This window comes from Enterobacter sp. 148H3, assembly GCF_034107425.1.
GTDB lineage: Bacteria > Pseudomonadota > Gammaproteobacteria > Enterobacterales > Enterobacteriaceae > Enterobacter > Enterobacter vonholyi.
On the sequence record NZ_JAWNEI010000001.1, the window covers coordinates 71,382 to 86,625 of the forward strand.

Annotated in this window: 13 protein-coding genes; 9 read left to right on the forward strand and 4 right to left on the reverse strand. The window is 56.8% G+C overall.

Annotation, left to right across the window (positions count from 1 at the left end; translation table 11 throughout):
- Nucleotides 1-16: 16 nt before the first annotated feature.
- The 7 genes from ispG to USH94_RS00365 all read left to right on the forward strand — a co-directional run bounded on the left by ispG (nt 17) and on the right by USH94_RS00365 (nt 8,022).
- Nucleotides 17-1,135 carry a flavodoxin-dependent (E)-4-hydroxy-3-methylbut-2-enyl-diphosphate synthase gene (gene ispG / locus USH94_RS00335; protein ID WP_111965152.1) on the forward strand — a complete coding sequence of 373 codons (1,119 nt, stop codon included), beginning with the start codon at nt 17-19 and terminating at the stop codon, nt 1,133-1,135.
- 80 nt (nt 1,136-1,215) lie between these two features.
- Nucleotides 1,216-2,490 carry a histidine--tRNA ligase gene (gene hisS / locus USH94_RS00340; protein ID WP_111965153.1) on the forward strand — a complete coding sequence of 425 codons (1,275 nt, stop codon included), beginning with the start codon at nt 1,216-1,218 and terminating at the stop codon, nt 2,488-2,490.
- A 13-nt stretch (nt 2,491-2,503) separates the two neighbouring features.
- Nucleotides 2,504-3,124, forward strand: a complete 621-nt coding sequence (locus tag USH94_RS00345; protein ID WP_047173886.1) for a YfgM family protein — start codon at nt 2,504-2,506, stop codon at nt 3,122-3,124.
- Between the two features lie 10 nt (nt 3,125-3,134).
- The gene (bamB, locus tag USH94_RS00350) at nt 3,135-4,313 is read left to right on the forward strand and encodes an outer membrane protein assembly factor BamB (RefSeq protein WP_111965154.1); all 1,179 of its coding nucleotides are present in this window, start codon (nt 3,135-3,137) and stop codon (nt 4,311-4,313) included.
- Nucleotides 4,314-4,425: 112 nt separating this feature from the next.
- Nucleotides 4,426-5,901 carry a ribosome biogenesis GTPase Der gene (gene der, locus USH94_RS00355; protein WP_024908655.1) on the forward strand — a complete coding sequence of 492 codons (1,476 nt, stop codon included), beginning with the start codon at nt 4,426-4,428 and terminating at the stop codon, nt 5,899-5,901.
- 299 nt (nt 5,902-6,200) lie between these two features.
- Nucleotides 6,201-7,736: a peptide MFS transporter gene (locus USH94_RS00360; RefSeq protein ID WP_111965155.1), complete on the forward strand. Its 1,536-nt coding sequence runs from the start codon at nt 6,201-6,203 to the stop codon at nt 7,734-7,736.
- Nucleotides 7,737-7,800: 64 nt separating this feature from the next.
- Nucleotides 7,801-8,022: a zinc ribbon domain-containing protein gene (locus tag USH94_RS00365; protein ID WP_039024586.1), complete on the forward strand. Its 222-nt coding sequence runs from the start codon at nt 7,801-7,803 to the stop codon at nt 8,020-8,022.
- Here the strand turns inward: USH94_RS00365 and USH94_RS00370 are convergent.
- The 3 genes from USH94_RS00370 to xseA are packed head-to-tail and all read right to left on the reverse strand — an operon-like array spanning nt 8,019 to nt 10,821.
- The gene (locus USH94_RS00370) at nt 8,019-8,369 is read right to left on the reverse strand and encodes a protealysin inhibitor emfourin (RefSeq protein ID WP_111965156.1); all 351 of its coding nucleotides are present in this window, start codon (nt 8,367-8,369) and stop codon (nt 8,019-8,021) included. The two genes, USH94_RS00365 and USH94_RS00370, sit on opposite strands and share 4 nt — an antisense overlap.
- Nucleotides 8,370-9,389 carry a M4 family metallopeptidase gene (locus USH94_RS00375; protein WP_111965157.1) on the reverse strand — a complete coding sequence of 340 codons (1,020 nt, stop codon included), beginning with the start codon at nt 9,387-9,389 and terminating at the stop codon, nt 8,370-8,372. It abuts the gene before it with no gap.
- Between the two features lie 58 nt (nt 9,390-9,447).
- Nucleotides 9,448-10,821, reverse strand: a complete 1,374-nt coding sequence (gene xseA / locus USH94_RS00380; RefSeq protein ID WP_111965158.1) for an exodeoxyribonuclease VII large subunit — start codon at nt 10,819-10,821, stop codon at nt 9,448-9,450.
- A gap of 158 nt (nt 10,822-10,979) precedes the next feature.
- Between xseA and guaB the strand changes: the two genes are divergently transcribed.
- Together guaB and guaA are read left to right on the forward strand one after the other, a co-directional pair.
- Entirely contained in the window at nt 10,980-12,446 is a 1,467-nt protein-coding gene (guaB, locus tag USH94_RS00385; RefSeq protein ID WP_008502128.1) for an IMP dehydrogenase, read from the forward strand.
- A 67-nt stretch (nt 12,447-12,513) separates the two neighbouring features.
- Nucleotides 12,514-14,091, forward strand: coding sequence for a glutamine-hydrolyzing GMP synthase (gene guaA, locus USH94_RS00390; protein ID WP_111965159.1), 1,578 nt, complete (start codon nt 12,514-12,516; stop codon nt 14,089-14,091).
- A gap of 54 nt (nt 14,092-14,145) precedes the next feature.
- Here the strand turns inward: guaA and USH94_RS00395 are convergent, their stop codons facing one another.
- Nucleotides 14,146-14,976, reverse strand: a complete 831-nt coding sequence (locus USH94_RS00395) for a MurR/RpiR family transcriptional regulator (protein ID WP_111965160.1) — start codon at nt 14,974-14,976, stop codon at nt 14,146-14,148.
- Nucleotides 14,977-15,244 lie beyond the last annotated feature (268 nt).

Consider the following 15,244-nt stretch of genomic DNA (forward strand, 5'->3'; position numbering starts at 1 on the left):
ACGCGGGAGATTTTTCATGCATAACCAGGCTCCGATTCAACGTAGAAAATCGAAACGGATTTACGTTGGGAATGTGCCAATCGGCGATGGGGCACCTATCGCCGTTCAGTCGATGACCAACACGCGCACCACCGATGTGGAAGCGACGGTCAACCAAATCAAAGCATTAGAGCGTGTAGGTGCGGACATTGTTCGCGTCTCCGTCCCGACCATGGATGCCGCAGAGGCGTTCAAACTGATCAAACAGCAGGTCAGCGTTCCGCTGGTGGCTGATATCCACTTCGACTACCGCATCGCACTGAAAGTGGCCGAATACGGCGTCGATTGCCTGCGTATTAATCCGGGCAACATCGGTAACGAAGAGCGTATCCGCATGGTCGTGGACTGCGCCCGCGATAAAAATATCCCTATCCGTATTGGCGTTAACGCCGGTTCCCTGGAAAAAGACCTGCAGGAAAAATACGGCGAGCCTACGCCACAGGCGCTGCTCGAATCCGCGATGCGTCACGTCGATCATCTTGATCGTCTTAACTTCGAACAGTTCAAAGTCAGCGTAAAAGCGTCCGACGTGTTCCTGGCGGTAGAGTCTTATCGCCTGCTTGCAAAGCAGATCGACCAGCCTCTGCACCTCGGGATCACCGAAGCGGGCGGCCTGCGCAGCGGCTCGGTAAAATCCGCGATCGGTCTTGGGCTGCTGCTCTCTGAAGGGATCGGTGACACCCTGCGCGTCTCGCTGGCGGCCGATCCGGTCGAAGAGATCAAGGTCGGTTTCGATATCCTGAAGTCGCTGCGTATTCGCGCGCGTGGGATCAACTTCATTGCCTGCCCAACCTGCTCACGTCAGGAGTTTGATGTGATCGGGACGGTGAATGCCCTGGAGCAACGCCTGGAAGACATTATCACCCCGATGGACGTCTCCATCATCGGCTGTGTGGTAAACGGCCCGGGTGAAGCGCTGGTGTCAACCCTGGGCGTGACCGGCGGTAACAAGAAAAGTGGTCTCTATGAAGATGGCGTTCGTAAAGATCGTCTGGATAATAGCGACATGATCGACCAGCTTGAAGCCCGCATCCGCGCCAAAGCCGCCATGATGGACGAGACACAGCGTATCAGCATCCAGCAGGTTGAAAAATAACGTGATGGGAAGCGTGCCGCTTCCCATGTATGATTGAACCCATTCTTTGGGTTTTTTTTGTATATAGAAAGAGAATAAACGTGGCAAAAAACATTCAAGCCATCCGCGGCATGAACGATTATCTGCCTGGCGAAACCGCCATCTGGCAGCGCATTGAAGGCACGCTGAAGCAGGTGCTCGGCAGCTACGGTTACAGCGAAATCCGTTTGCCGATTGTAGAGCAGACCCCGTTATTCAAACGCGCGATCGGTGAAGTCACCGACGTGGTTGAAAAAGAGATGTACACCTTTGAGGACCGCAACGGCGACAGCCTGACCCTGCGTCCGGAAGGTACGGCGGGCTGCGTACGCGCCGGCATCGAACATGGTCTTCTGTACAATCAGGAGCAGCGCCTGTGGTATATCGGCCCGATGTTCCGCCACGAACGTCCTCAGAAAGGTCGTTATCGCCAGTTCAATCAGCTGGGTGTGGAAGTCTTTGGTCTGCAGGGCCCGGACATCGACGCCGAACTGATTATGCTGACCGCCCGCTGGTGGCGCGCCCTCGGTATCGCCGATCACGTTTCCCTTGAGCTGAACTCTATCGGTTCTCTGGAAGCCCGCGCTAACTACCGCGATGCGCTGGTGGCGTTCCTGGAACAGCATAGAGAGAAGCTGGACGAAGACTGCAAACGTCGAATGTACAGTAACCCGCTGCGCGTTCTGGATTCCAAAAACGCGGATGTTCAGGCACTGCTGAACGATGCGCCTGCGCTGGGTGACTACTTGGATGAAGAATCTCGCGAACACTTCTCGGGCCTGTGCAAGCTGCTTGAAGCTGCAGGCATCGCCTATACCGTGAATCAACGCCTGGTGCGCGGTCTGGACTACTACAACCGTACCGTGTTTGAGTGGGTGACCACGAGCCTCGGCTCTCAGGGCACCGTGTGCGCGGGCGGTCGTTATGACGGTCTGGTTGAGCAACTTGGCGGTCGTGCAGCCCCTGCTGTTGGCTTCGCAATGGGCCTTGAGCGACTTGTTTTGCTGGTTCAGGCAGTTAATCCGGAATTTAAAGCAGATTCCGTTGTCGATATATACCTGGTGGCCTCAGGCGCGGAAACGCAGTCTGCGGCGATGCAGCTTGCCGAACGCGTGCGCGATGCGCTGCCGGGCGTTAAGCTGATGACCAACCATGGCGGCGGCAACTTTAAAAAACAGTTTGCTCGTGCCGATAAGTGGGGCGCAAGTATTGCACTGGTGCTGGGTGAGTCCGAAGTGGCCAACGGCGAAGTGGTGGTGAAAGACCTGCGCTCTGGTGAGCAGACAACGGTAACGCAGGACGGCGTTGCGGCGCACTTGCGCACTCTATTGGGCTAAGGAGAAGGACTGCGTGGAAATTTACGAGAACGAACACGATCAGGTCGACGCGATTAAACGCTTCTTTGCTGAAAACGGCAAAGCGCTGGTTGTTGGGGTTATTTTAGGTGTCGGTGCGCTGGTGGGCTGGCGTTACTGGAACAATCATCAGGCGGATTCCGCGCGCGGCGCGTCCCTGTCCTATGAAAATACCGTGAGCGCAATTCGTGCCGATCAGCCGCAAACGCTGACGGCGGCAGAAAAATTTGCGGCTGACAACAAAAACACATACGGTGCACTGGCTGCGCTGGAAGTGGCTCAGCAGTACGTTGATAAGAACGAACTGGATAAAGCCGCTGCACAGCTGTCTCAGGGCCTTGCTGCCGCCAGTGATGAAAACCTGAAAGCGGTGATCAATCTGCGCCTGGCACGTATTCAGGTTCAGCAGAAGAAAGCTGACGATGCGCTGAAAACGCTCGATACCATCAAAGGCGAAGGCTTTGCTGCCATCGTTGCCGATCTGCGCGGTGAAGCACTGCTGAGCAAAGGTGACAAAGCGGGCGCGCGTAAAGCGTGGCAAGCTGGCGTAGAGAGCAACGCTTCACCTGCGCTGAGCGAAATGATGCAGATGAAAATAAATAATTTGTCCGTCTGAGAGGGACCCGATGCAATTGCGTAAATTACTTCTGCCAGGACTGCTTTCTGTTACGTTGTTGAGTGGTTGTTCACTGTTCAGTGGCGAAGAAGACGTTGTGAAAATGTCCCCACTGCCGACGGTCGAAAACCAGTTTACCCCATCCACCGCGTGGGATGTCTCCGTGGGCGATGGGATTGGTGATTTCTATTCTAACCTTCATCCTGCGTATGCAGACAGCGTTGTCTATGCCGCTGAGCGCAAAGGTACCGTGAAAGCGGTGAACGCGGATGACGGAAAAGAAGTCTGGTCCGTTAACCTGGCGGAAAAAGACGGCTGGTTCTCCCGTAAGCCTGCACTGCTGTCTGGCGGCCTGACCGTTGCCGGTGGCCACGTCTACGTGGGCAGCGAAAAAGCGCAGGTTTATGCCCTGAACAGCAGCGACGGCTCCATTGCTTGGCAAACAACCGTGGCGGGTGAATCCCTGTCGCGTCCGGTAGTAAGCGACGGCCTGGTGCTGATTCATACCAGCAACGGCCAGCTGCAGGCGCTGAACGAAGCGGACGGTCTGGTAAAATGGACCGTTAACCTGGATATGCCTGCGCTCTCTCTGCGCGGCGAATCTGCCCCGGCTACCGCATTTGGTGCTGCCATTGTGGGCGGTGACAACGGTCGCGTGAGCGCCGTGCTGATGCAGCAGGGCCAGATGATCTGGCAGCAGCGTATCTCTCAGGCCACAGGCTCAACGGAAATTGATCGTCTGAGCGACGTAGATACAACGCCGGTTATCGTTAACGGTGTGGTTTACGCCCTGGCCTACAACGGCAACCTGACCGCGCTGGATCTGCGCAGCGGCCAGATCATGTGGAAACGTGAGCTGGGCTCGGTGAACGATTTCATCGTTGAGGGTAACCGTATTTATATGGTTGACCAGAACGACCGTCTGCTGGCCCTGAGCACCGAAGGCGGCGTAACGCTGTGGACGCAAAGTGACCTGCTGCACCGTCTGCTGACCGCACCGGCGCTGTACAACGGTAGCCTGGTTGTCGGCGACAGCGAAGGGTATATGCACTGGATCGATCCGGATAACGGCCGCTTTGTTGCGCAGCAAAAAGTCGACAGCTCTGGTTTCCTGACCGACCCGGTTGTGGCCGACGGCAAACTGCTGATTCAGGCAAAAGACGGCACGCTGTACGCGATCACGCGTTAATTACCCGGCGGTTGTAGTATACTAAACGGCTCCTGTTCACTCAGGAGCCGTTTTGACATTTTTAAAAACGCCGCGAAAGCGACGTTATTTTGAATTTTATGAGGCTTCAAACATGGTACCTGTGGTCGCGCTTGTCGGGCGCCCTAACGTTGGAAAATCCACTCTTTTTAACCGTTTAACACGCACCCGTGATGCGCTGGTTGCGGATTTCCCGGGGCTGACGCGTGACCGTAAGTACGGTCGTGCAGAGGTGGAAGGACGCGAGTTCATCTGTATTGATACCGGTGGTATTGACGGCACGGAAGACGGCGTGGAAACCCGCATGGCGGAACAGTCGCTGCTGGCGATTGAAGAAGCGGACGTGGTGCTGTTCATGGTGGATGCACGCGCTGGCCTGATGCCGGCGGACTCCGCTATTGCCAAACACCTACGTTCACGCGAAAAGCCGACCTTCCTGGTGGCGAACAAAACTGACGGTATCGATGCCGATCAGGCCATTGCGGATTTCTGGTCTCTGGGCCTGGGTGAAATCTATCCTATCGCGGCATCGCATGGCCGTGGCGTTACCAGCCTGCTGGAAACCGTTCTGCTGCCGTGGGTTGACGAAGTGAACCCGCCGGAAGAGGTGGACGAAGACGCTGAATACTGGGCGCAGTTTGAAGACGGAGAAGAGGGCGAAGAAGAAGAGCCTGAAGACGACTTCAACCCGCAGGATCTGCCTATCAAGCTGGCCATCGTGGGTCGTCCAAACGTAGGTAAGTCTACGCTTACTAACCGTATTCTGGGTGAAGAGCGCGTGGTCGTTTACGACATGCCGGGCACCACCCGTGACAGTATCTACATTCCTATGCAGCGCGATGAGCGTGAGTATGTCCTCATCGACACCGCCGGGGTGCGTAAGCGCGGGAAAATCACCGATGTGGTGGAGAAATTCTCCGTTATCAAAACCCTGCAGGCAATTGAAGATGCCAACGTCGTGTTGCTGGTTATCGACGCACGCGAAGGGATCTCCGATCAGGACCTCTCTCTGCTCGGCTTTATCCTCAATAGTGGGCGCTCACTGGTTATAGTGGTCAACAAGTGGGATGGCCTGAGCAACGAAGTGCGCGAGCAGGTGAAAGAGACCCTCGACTTCCGTCTGGGCTTTATCGACTTTGCCCGCGTGCACTTTATCTCTGCGCTGCACGGCAGCGGTGTGGGTAACCTGTTCGAATCCGTGCGCGAAGCGTACGACAGCTCCACCCGTCGTCAGAGCACCGCCATGCTGACCCGTATCATGAATATGGCTGCGGAAGACCATCAGCCGCCGCTGGTGCGCGGTCGTCGCGTGAAGCTGAAATACGCCCACGCCGGTGGTTATAACCCGCCAATCGTGGTGATTCACGGCAACCAGGTGAAAGACCTGCCGGACTCCTACAAGCGTTACCTGATGAACTACTTCCGTAAATCGCTGGACGTGATGGGCACGCCTATCCGTATCCAGTTTAAGGAAGGGGAAAACCCGTTCGCCAACAAGCGCAACACCCTGACGCCAAACCAGATGCGCAAGCGTAAGCGTCTGATTAAGCACATTAAGAAAAGCAAATAAGCTTTGCTGAACACACAAAAGCCCGCGACTATCGCGGGCTTTTTTTGTCCAATCATACCGCCGGTTTTATCTGTGTGAAGTCAATCACTATTCACTTTTAACCATGTTTAAATCTAAGAAAGTAGACAATCGTCGAATTTTCATCTTAAAGTCCAGGGTCCGGTACTAGACAAAACTAGCGCCTGGTTATCAAATGGTTAACTAACTTTTCGCCACATGTAAAAAATCGGCCAGATACGTAACTGGCCGGCGTACTTGCTGGTGTTTACAAGCACGACGACATACCTTTCGGGAGAATTATGCAATCCACTGTTAATCAAAAAGAGAGCCGAACGTTCTTCGGCCACCCGTATCCGCTCGGTTCGTTGTTCTTCACCGAGATGTGGGAGCGTTTCTCGTTTTACGGCATTCGTCCGTTACTGATCCTGTTTATGGCCGCCACCGTCTATGACGGCGGGATGGGCCTGGCGCGTGAAAACGCCTCGGCGATTGTCGGTATCTTTGCCGGCACCATGTACCTGGCCGCGCTGCCGGGCGGCTGGCTGGCGGATAACTGGCTCGGCCAGCAGAGAGCCGTCTGGTACGGTTCGATCCTGATTGCGCTCGGCCACCTGTCGATTGCGCTCTCGGCGGTGATGGGGAACAACCTGTTCTTTATCGGCCTGATGTTCATCGTGCTCGGCTCCGGACTGTTTAAGACCTGTATCTCGGTAATGGTCGGTACCCTGTATAAAAAAGGCGACGCGCGTCGTGACGGCGGTTTCTCGCTGTTCTACATGGGCATCAACATGGGCTCGTTCATCGCGCCGCTGATTTCCGGCTGGCTGATTAAAACCCACGGCTGGCACTGGGGCTTTGGCATTGGCGGTATCGGGATGCTGGTAGCGCTGATTATCTTCCGCGTGTTTGCCGTTCCGGCCATGAAACGCTATGACGGAGAAGTTGGCCTCGACTCCACCTGGAACAGCCCGGTGGTGAAGCGTAACGGCGTGGGCGTTTGGCTACTGGCGCTGGCGGCAGGCGTGGCAACGCTCGTGACGCTGATTGCGCAGGGCGTGATTGTGATTAACCCGGTCGCGGTAGCCAGCGTGCTGGTCTACGTGATTGCGGCATCCGTTGCCCTCTACTTTATTTATCTGTTTGTTTTTGCAGGCCTGAACCGTAAAGAGCGCGCCAGGCTGCTGGTCTGCTTTATTCTGCTGATCTCCGCGGCGTTCTTCTGGTCCGCGTTTGAACAGAAGCCAACCTCGTTCAACCTGTTTGCCAACGACTACACTAACCGCATGATCGGCGATTTCGAAATCCCGGCGGTGTGGTTCCAGTCAATCAACGCCCTGTTCATCATCCTGCTGGCACCGGTGTTCAGCTGGGCGTGGCCAAAGCTGGCGAGCATGAACATTCGTCCGAGCAGTATCACCAAGTTTGTTATCGGTATTCTGTGTGCCGCAGCGGGCTTTGGCCTGATGATGCTGGCGGCACAGAACGTGCTGAGCAGCGGTGGGGCGGGCGTATCGCCGTTCTGGCTGGTGGGCAGTATCCTGATGCTGACGCTCGGAGAGCTGTGTCTCAGCCCGATTGGCCTGGCAACCATGACGCTGCTGGCGCCGGAGAGAATGCGCGGCCAGATGATGGGGCTGTGGTTCTGTGCCAGCGCGCTGGGTAACCTGGCGGCGGGTCTGATTGGCGGCCACGTGAAGGCCGACCAGCTGGATATGCTGCCGGATCTCTTTGCGCGCTGTTCCGTCGCGCTGCTGATTTGTGCTGCGGTACTGATCGTCCTCATTGTTCCGGTACGCCGCATGCTGGAAAATGCGCAGACTAAACCGGCAGCTTAAGCCTGATAAAATTCACCCTGGCGGGGCGGTTATCTTGCCCCGATAAAACCCAACAGGAGAGAATATGACGATTACCTGCCCGGATTGCCAGGCACCGCTTGAGCCCCTGAACGGGGTGGCACACTGCGAAAGCTGTAATAAAGATATTGTGCTTGAAGCCCGCTGCCCGGAGTGCCATCAGCCACTCCAGGTCTTAAAAGCCTGTGGGGCGGTGGATTATTTCTGCCAGAACGGCCACGGTCTTATCTCTAAAAAACGCGTGGAGTTCGTTCGGGCCGAAGGTTAATCGCACACGCAGCCTTCGCCTTTCTTCCACAGCTCGACCAGCGACTCGGGCGCTTCCTGCTCCGGTATCAGCACGATGATATCGGCGTAGTGCGCCTGATTTTGCCCGGTCCAGATAATCTGGATGCGGAAATAGCGCTGGTCGCCGCTGCCGGGTGACGAGGCCTGTCCCGGCGGCTGACCGCGTGGAAAGGCCTGCTCCAGGATGCTTACCAGGCGCTGGCGCTGGGCCTCATTGAGCGAGGAGAGCGCGATGGTGCGCTGTCCGCTCAGCTTGGGAATAAAAGCGACGCCGCCTTCCCGGGCCAGCTCAACAACGGCGTCATCCGTCAGTTCCGGAACCTGCATTTACAACACTCCCACCTGTTCCCAGGCTTGTTTAATGGCCGCCCCCACGTCGCCGCCGGAACGTTTCTCTCCGTGCGCGATCGTCAGTTTTGCGAAGGCCTCAAAATCCGCATCCTGCGCCAGATTGCGATCGCAAACCGTGTCGTACCAGGCATAACCCGCTTTTTTCCAGGCGTAGCCGCCGATCGCCGTTGCCGCCAGATAAAAAGCCCGGTTGGGGATGCCGGAGTTCAGATGCACGCCGCCGTTATCCTCGCGCGTTTTAATGAAATCTTTCATGTGCGCGGGCTGCGGGTCTTTGCCAAGCAGCGGATCGTTGTAGGCGGTGCCCGGTTCAGACATCGAGCGCAGCCCTTTGCCGTTGATGCCTTTTGCCAGTAATCCCTCACCAATCAGCCAGTCCGCTTTATCGGCGGTTTGCTTCAGATGGTACTGCTTAACCAGTGAGCCAAACACGTCCGACAGCGACTCGTTCAGCGCGCCGGACTGCTCAAAGTAGATAAGCCCGGCTTCGGTCTCGGTCACGCCGTGGCTCAGCTCGTGCGCCACGACGTCTATGGCGATGGTAAAGCGGTTAAATATTTCCCCGTCACCGTCGCCGAATACCATCTGCTGTCCGTTCCAGAAGGCGTTCTGATATTCCCGGCCATAGTGAACGGTGCCGGTTAAAATAAGCCCTTTATTATCGAGCGAATCGCGCTGATATTCTTTCCAGAAGAAATCATGGGTAATACCTAAATACTCGTAGGCCTCATCCACCGCTATATCGCCGTTCGACGGCTGGCCTTCGTAACGCACCTGCGTACCCGGTAGTTCCTGAGTCTGCTTCGCGTCGTAAATATCACGCTCAAGCTGCCCGGCTTTATTCACGTGCGGCGCAGCGGGTTTGCCGGGCATATGTGCCATCAGCGTCTGGACATGGGTTAAGGTCTGGCGGGCACAGCGCTGCTGCGGTTCGGAACCGCTTTCGATAATACGACGAAGAATATACGGCGGAATAACGCTATTAAGATGGGTCATGCTGCTCTCCTTATTAAAAAAGGGAATAGCAGCAGTATAGTAAGTAACCGGCGAAGAATTATCCGGTTTTACGCTGACGCGTTTTTTTCACCGGTTTAATTGATTTCACTTCGCTTTCTACCCAGCCGTCTGACAGGCGCGTCGTCAGCACATCGCCTGTACTCACCTGTTTGGTTTGCTTCAGCACTTTGCCGTCCGTCGCCGTCGTCACGCTATAGCCGCGCGCCAGCGTGGAGAGGGGGCTAACCGCTTCAAGGTGGGTCACCGCATTGCCAAAGCGTTCGCGGGTGGTGCTCAGTCGCGCACGGATAGTTTCCGCCAGACGATACTCCAGCTGCTGAATTCGCGTTTGCGCGCGATAAATTTTCGGCTGCGGGTTCTGCTGGTTCAGGCGCTGGGTCGCGCGCTGCTGGCGCGATATCGCGCGCTTAAGCTGCGCGTCCACCGCAACGTTCATGCGCTGACGCAGACGTTCCAGAACGGTCTGCTGACGCGCCAGACGCAGCTGCGGGTGCTGCTGCTGTAGACGGTGGTGAAGCTGGGTAAAGCGCCGGGTCCGGTTGGCGAGGTAGTAGTCCATCGCCATCTCAAGACGCTGCTGGCCGTTCTGAATCTGACGCAGCAGCTCCAGCTGGTTGCGGCTGACCACTTCCGCCGCCGCGGACGGCGTCGGCGCGCGGAGATCCGCGACAAAATCGGCGATCGTTACGTCCGTTTCGTGGCCGACGGCGCTCACCACGGGGATCTGACTTGCAAAGATTGCCCGCGCCACGCGCTCGTCGTTAAAGCTCCACAAGTCTTCCAGCGAGCCGCCACCGCGCCCGACGATTAGGACGTCGCACTCCTGACGGACGTTCGCCAGCTCAATGGCGCGCACAATCTGGCCCGGCGCATCGTCACCCTGCACGGCGGTCGGGTAGATGATGACGGGCAGGGAAGGGTCGCGACGCTTCAGCACGTGCAAAATATCGTGCAGTGCCGCACCGGTTTTCGAGGTGATGACCCCAACGCAGTGGGCGGGGGAGGGCAGCGTCTTTTTGTACTGCTGGTCGAACAGCCCCTCGGCAGAGAGTCGGGCTTTTAACTGTTCATACTTCTGCTGCAGCAGGCCTTCGCCCGCGGGCTGCATGCTCTCGACGATAATCTGATAGTCGCCGCGCGGCTCATACAGGGTGATATTGGCGCGGACCAGAACCTGCTGGCCGTGCTGAGGGCGAAATGTCACGCGACGGTTGCTGTTGCGGAACATTGCGCAGCGCACCTGGGCGGTGTCGTCTTTTAAGGTAAAGTACCAGTGACCGGAGGACGGCTGCGTGAAGTTAGAGATCTCACCGCTGATCCAGACCTGCCCCATTTCCTGTTCAAGCAGCAAACGCACCGTCTGATTCAGGCGGCTGACGGTATAAATTGAGGGGGATTGAGAGGATAACATGTGAGCGGGATCAAATTCTAAATCAGCAAGTTATTCAGTCGATAGTAACCTGCTGAGAGGCAATCGCAAGCTTTTTTATAAAAAAGTGTAGATGCAATCGGTTACGCTCTGTATAATGCCACGGCAATATTTAACCACCCAGGTCAGAGATATTGCCCATGCTACGTATCGCTAAAGAAGCACTGACGTTTGACGACGTCCTCCTCGTTCCCGCTCACTCCACCGTTCTGCCGAATACTGCCGACCTCAGCACGCAGTTGACGAAAACCATTCGCCTGAACATTCCTATGCTCTCTGCGGCAATGGACACCGTGACTGAAGCGCGCCTGGCTATTGCCCTGGCACAGGAAGGCGGCATTGGCTTTATCCACAAAAACATGTCCATCGAACGTCAGGCAGAAGAAGTTCGCCGCGTGAAGAAGCATGAATCCGGCATCGTGTCTGACCCACAGACCGTTCTGCCAACCACCACCCTGCACGAAGTGAAAGCCCTGACCGAGCGTAACGGCTTCGCCGGTTACCCGGTGGTGACCGAAGAGAACGAACTGGTTGGTATTATTACCGGTCGTGACGTGCGTTTCGTGACTGACCTGAACCAGCCTGTTAGCGTGTACATGACGCCAAAAGAGCGTCTGGTTACCGTTCGCGAAGGTGAAACCCGCGACGTGGTGCTGGCAAAAATGCACGAAAAACGTGTTGAAAAAGCGCTGGTTGTTGACAGCAACTTCCACCTGCGCGGCATGATCACCGTTAAAGATTTCCAGAAAGCAGAACGTAAGCCTAACGCCTGTAAAGACGAGCATGGCCGTCTGCGCGTCGGCGCTGCGGTTGGCGCAGGTGCCGGTAACGAAGAGCGCGTTGACGCGCTGGTTGCTGCGGGCGTTGACGTCCTGCTGATTGACTCCTCTCACGGCCACTCCGAAGGCGTTCTGCAGCGTATCCGTGACACCCGTGCCAAATACCCTGACCTGCAGATCATCGGCGGTAACGTGGCGACGGGCGCAGGCGCTCGCGCGCTGGCTGACGCCGGCTGCAGCGCGGTGAAAGTGGGTATCGGCCCTGGCTCTATCTGTACTACCCGTATCGTCACCGGCGTGGGCGTTCCGCAGATCACCGCGGTCTCTGACGCGGTTGAAGCGCTGGAAGGCACCGGTATTCCGGTTATCGCTGACGGCGGTATCCGCTTCTCTGGCGACATCGCGAAAGCGATCGCAGCGGGCGCAGCTGCCGTAATGGTAGGCTCCATGCTGGCCGGTACCGAAGAATCCCCGGGTGAAATCGAACTCTACCAGGGCCGTTCTTACAAATCTTACCGCGGTATGGGTTCCCTGGGCGCGATGTCCAAAGGCTCCTCTGACCGTTACTTCCAGACCGATAACGCCGCAGACAAACTGGTGCCGGAAGGTATCGAAGGTCGCGTTGCCTATAAAGGCCGTCTGAAAGAGATCATTCACCAGCAGATGGGCGGCCTGCGCTCCTGTATGGGTCTGACCGGCTGTGGTACCATTGACCTGCTGCGTACTAAAGCGGAATTCGTACGCATCAGCGGTGCGGGTATCCAGGAGAGCCACGTTCACGACGTGACGATCACCAAAGAGTCCCCGAACTACCGTCTGGGCTCCTGATAAGTTTCCGCGCCCGGCTTCTGCCGGGCGCTCTGTTTTTGTTTCACTTGCCTCGGAATTAGCGTCAATGACGGAAAACATTCATAAACATCGCATTCTCATCCTGGACTTCGGTTCGCAGTACACTCAGCTGGTGGCGCGTCGCGTGCGTGAACTGGGCGTTTACTGTGAACTGTGGGCGTGGGATGTCACGGAAGCACAGATTCGCGAATTCAATCCAAGCGGCATCATCCTGTCCGGCGGCCCGGAAAGCACCACCGAAGAGAACAGCCCGCGCGCGCCGCAGTACGTATTCGAAGCTGGCGTGCCGGTATTTGGCGTCTGCTACGGTATGCAGACCATGGCAATGCAGCTGGGCGGCCACGTAGAAGGCTCCAGCGAGCGCGAGTTCGGCTATGCGCAGGTTGAAGTGGTTAACGACAGCGCGCTGGTGCGCGGTATCGAAGACTCCCTGACCGCAGACGGCAAACCGCTGCTGGACGTGTGGATGAGCCACGGCGACAAAGTTACCGCCATCCCGTCTGACTTCGTGACCGTTGCCAGCACCGAAAGCTGCCCGTTTGCCATCATGGCGAACGAAGAAAAACGCTTCTACGGCGTGCAGTTCCACCCGGAAGTGACCCACACTCGTCAGGGTATGCGCATGCTGGAGCGCTTCGTGCGCGACATCTGCCAGTGTGAAGCCCTGTGGACCCCGGCAAAAATTATCGACGACGCCGTTGAGCGTATCCGCCAGCAGGTTGGCGATGACAAAGTGATCCTCGGCCTCTCCGGCGGCGTGGACTCCTCCGTGACCGCGATGCTGCTGCACCGCGCCATCGGCAAAAACCTGACCTGCGTCTTCGTGGACAACGGTCTGCTGCGTCTGAACGAAGCCCAGCAGGTTATGGACATGTTTGGTGACCACTTCGGTCTGAACATCGTTCACGTGGAAGGCGAGCAGCTCTTCCTGGACGCGCTGAAAGGCGAGAACGATCCGGAAGCAAAACGTAAGATCATCGGCCGCGTGTTCGTGGAAGTGTTCGACGAAGAAGCGCTGAAGCTGGACGACGTGAAGTGGCTGGCGCAGGGTACCATCTACCCTGACGTGATCGAGTCTGCGGCTTCCGCCACCGGTAAAGCACACGTCATCAAATCTCACCACAACGTGGGCGGCCTGCCGAAAGAGATGAAGATGGGCCTGGTTGAACCGCTGCGCGAGCTGTTCAAAGACGAAGTGCGTAAGATCGGTCTGGAACTGGGTCTGCCGTACGACATGCTCTACCGTCACCCGTTCCCGGGCCCGGGTCTTGGCGTGCGCGTGCTGGGTGAAGTGAAGAAAGAGTACTGCGATCTGCTGCGTCGCGCGGACGCGATCTTCATCGAAGAGCTGCACAAAGCTGACCTGTACAACAAGGTAAGCCAGGCGTTCACCGTGTTCCTGCCGGTTCGCTCCGTCGGCGTCATGGGCGATGGCCGTAAGTACGACTGGGTTGTTTCCCTGCGTGCGGTGGAAACCATCGACTTCATGACCGCGCACTGGGCGCACCTGCCGTATGACTTCCTGGGCCGCGTGTCTAACCGCATCATCAACGAAGTGAACGGTATTTCCCGCGTGGTGTATGACATCAGCGGTAAACCACCGGCTACGATTGAGTGGGAATAATTTTCCTCTGAATTAACCCAAAACCCTCTGCCCGTGCAGGGGGTTTTTATTTTCCTATTTCCCTTCACCCAGCCGATACGCCAGCGCCACCACCAGCGACTGCGTCAGGCACAGCGTTGCTGACTGTGACCGGAACGCATCCACCTGCGCCTCTTTCACCACAAAGCAGAGGTCGCTGAACGTCGCCAGGGGGCTTATCTGGCTGTCCGTAATCACAATCTGCCGCGCGCCAACGCTGGCGGCGGTTTCGCTGACCATCACCGTCTCTTCCGCGTATGGCGAGAAGCTGATCGACACCACGATGTCGCGCGCCTTAATGCGGCTGATCTGTTCGCGCAGCATCCCGCCCATGCCATCGAGCAGAATAGGGCGACACTCCAGGTGGCTCAGGGCATAGGTGAGGTACGCGGCGACGCTAAAGGAGCGGCGCAGTCCGGCGATGTAGATGGTGTCGGCCTCGGCCAGCAGCTGTACTGCGCGCTCCAGCATCTCCGGCTCGGCGCGGGCGGCCAGCTGCTGCAGCGCCTGCGCGTTCGAGCGGGCAAACTCCTGCAGGATATCGAGCGGCGTTTCCGGCACGGCCTCGCTCTCCATCTCGCGGAACAGCCGGGCGCGGTCGCTGTAGCTGGCGGTCTCCTCCACCAGGTTCATGCGAAACAGCTGTTTCATTTCGTTGAAGCCAGTGAAGTCAAAGGCGTTAGCAAAGCGGATTAGCGTCGAGGGCGGCACGTCGGCGCGTTCTGCAATGACGGCAACCGTATCAAAGGCCACGCTGTTGGTGTTGTCCAGCACGTAGCGGGAGACCTGCTGCAGCCTCTTGCTCAGGCTATCGTAGCGATCGCGGATTTGCTGCTGCAGTTCGTTCAGGCTTGTTGCTGTTGTCATCTTATCCCCCAAATACAGTCTTATGATTCTAAACGCAAAACCGCGTCTTTTAAATATCGGCCATCCATCTGGCAGCAAAAATGAAACAGAAGATTCAGTCATTTCCTCGCCCGAGATCCCTTAATAGCGCACGTGGCGTCAGTGGTGCTGGCTGTTAACATAAAAATCCATCCTTGATCACAATAATCATCATTTATTTTATTTCAACTTAAAATGGAATATTTGTTTCATATATAGTGTTCAGTACACAGCGTTCAGGTAACAGTCA

Excerpts from the sequence above, each read along its gene's own strand:
- bamB (WP_111965154.1), top strand. The coding sequence starts at position 3,135 with ATGCAATTGCGTAAATTACTTCTGCCAGGACTGCTTTCTGTTACGTTG.
- USH94_RS00395 (WP_111965160.1), bottom strand. The coding sequence starts at position 14,976 with ATGACAACAGCAACAAGCCTGAACGAACTGCAGCAGCAAATCCGCGAT.
- ispG (WP_111965152.1), top strand. The coding sequence starts at position 17 with ATGCATAACCAGGCTCCGATTCAACGTAGAAAATCGAAACGGATTTAC.
- guaA (WP_111965159.1), top strand. The coding sequence starts at position 12,514 with ATGACGGAAAACATTCATAAACATCGCATTCTCATCCTGGACTTCGGT.
- der (WP_024908655.1), top strand. The coding sequence starts at position 4,426 with ATGGTACCTGTGGTCGCGCTTGTCGGGCGCCCTAACGTTGGAAAATCC.
- USH94_RS00365 (WP_039024586.1), top strand. The coding sequence starts at position 7,801 with ATGACGATTACCTGCCCGGATTGCCAGGCACCGCTTGAGCCCCTGAAC.
- USH94_RS00370 (WP_111965156.1), bottom strand. The coding sequence starts at position 8,369 with ATGCAGGTTCCGGAACTGACGGATGACGCCGTTGTTGAGCTGGCCCGG.
- xseA (WP_111965158.1), bottom strand. The coding sequence starts at position 10,821 with ATGTTATCCTCTCAATCCCCCTCAATTTATACCGTCAGCCGCCTGAAT.
- USH94_RS00375 (WP_111965157.1), bottom strand. The coding sequence starts at position 9,389 with ATGACCCATCTTAATAGCGTTATTCCGCCGTATATTCTTCGTCGTATT.
- guaB (WP_008502128.1), top strand. The coding sequence starts at position 10,980 with ATGCTACGTATCGCTAAAGAAGCACTGACGTTTGACGACGTCCTCCTC.
- USH94_RS00360 (WP_111965155.1), top strand. The coding sequence starts at position 6,201 with ATGCAATCCACTGTTAATCAAAAAGAGAGCCGAACGTTCTTCGGCCAC.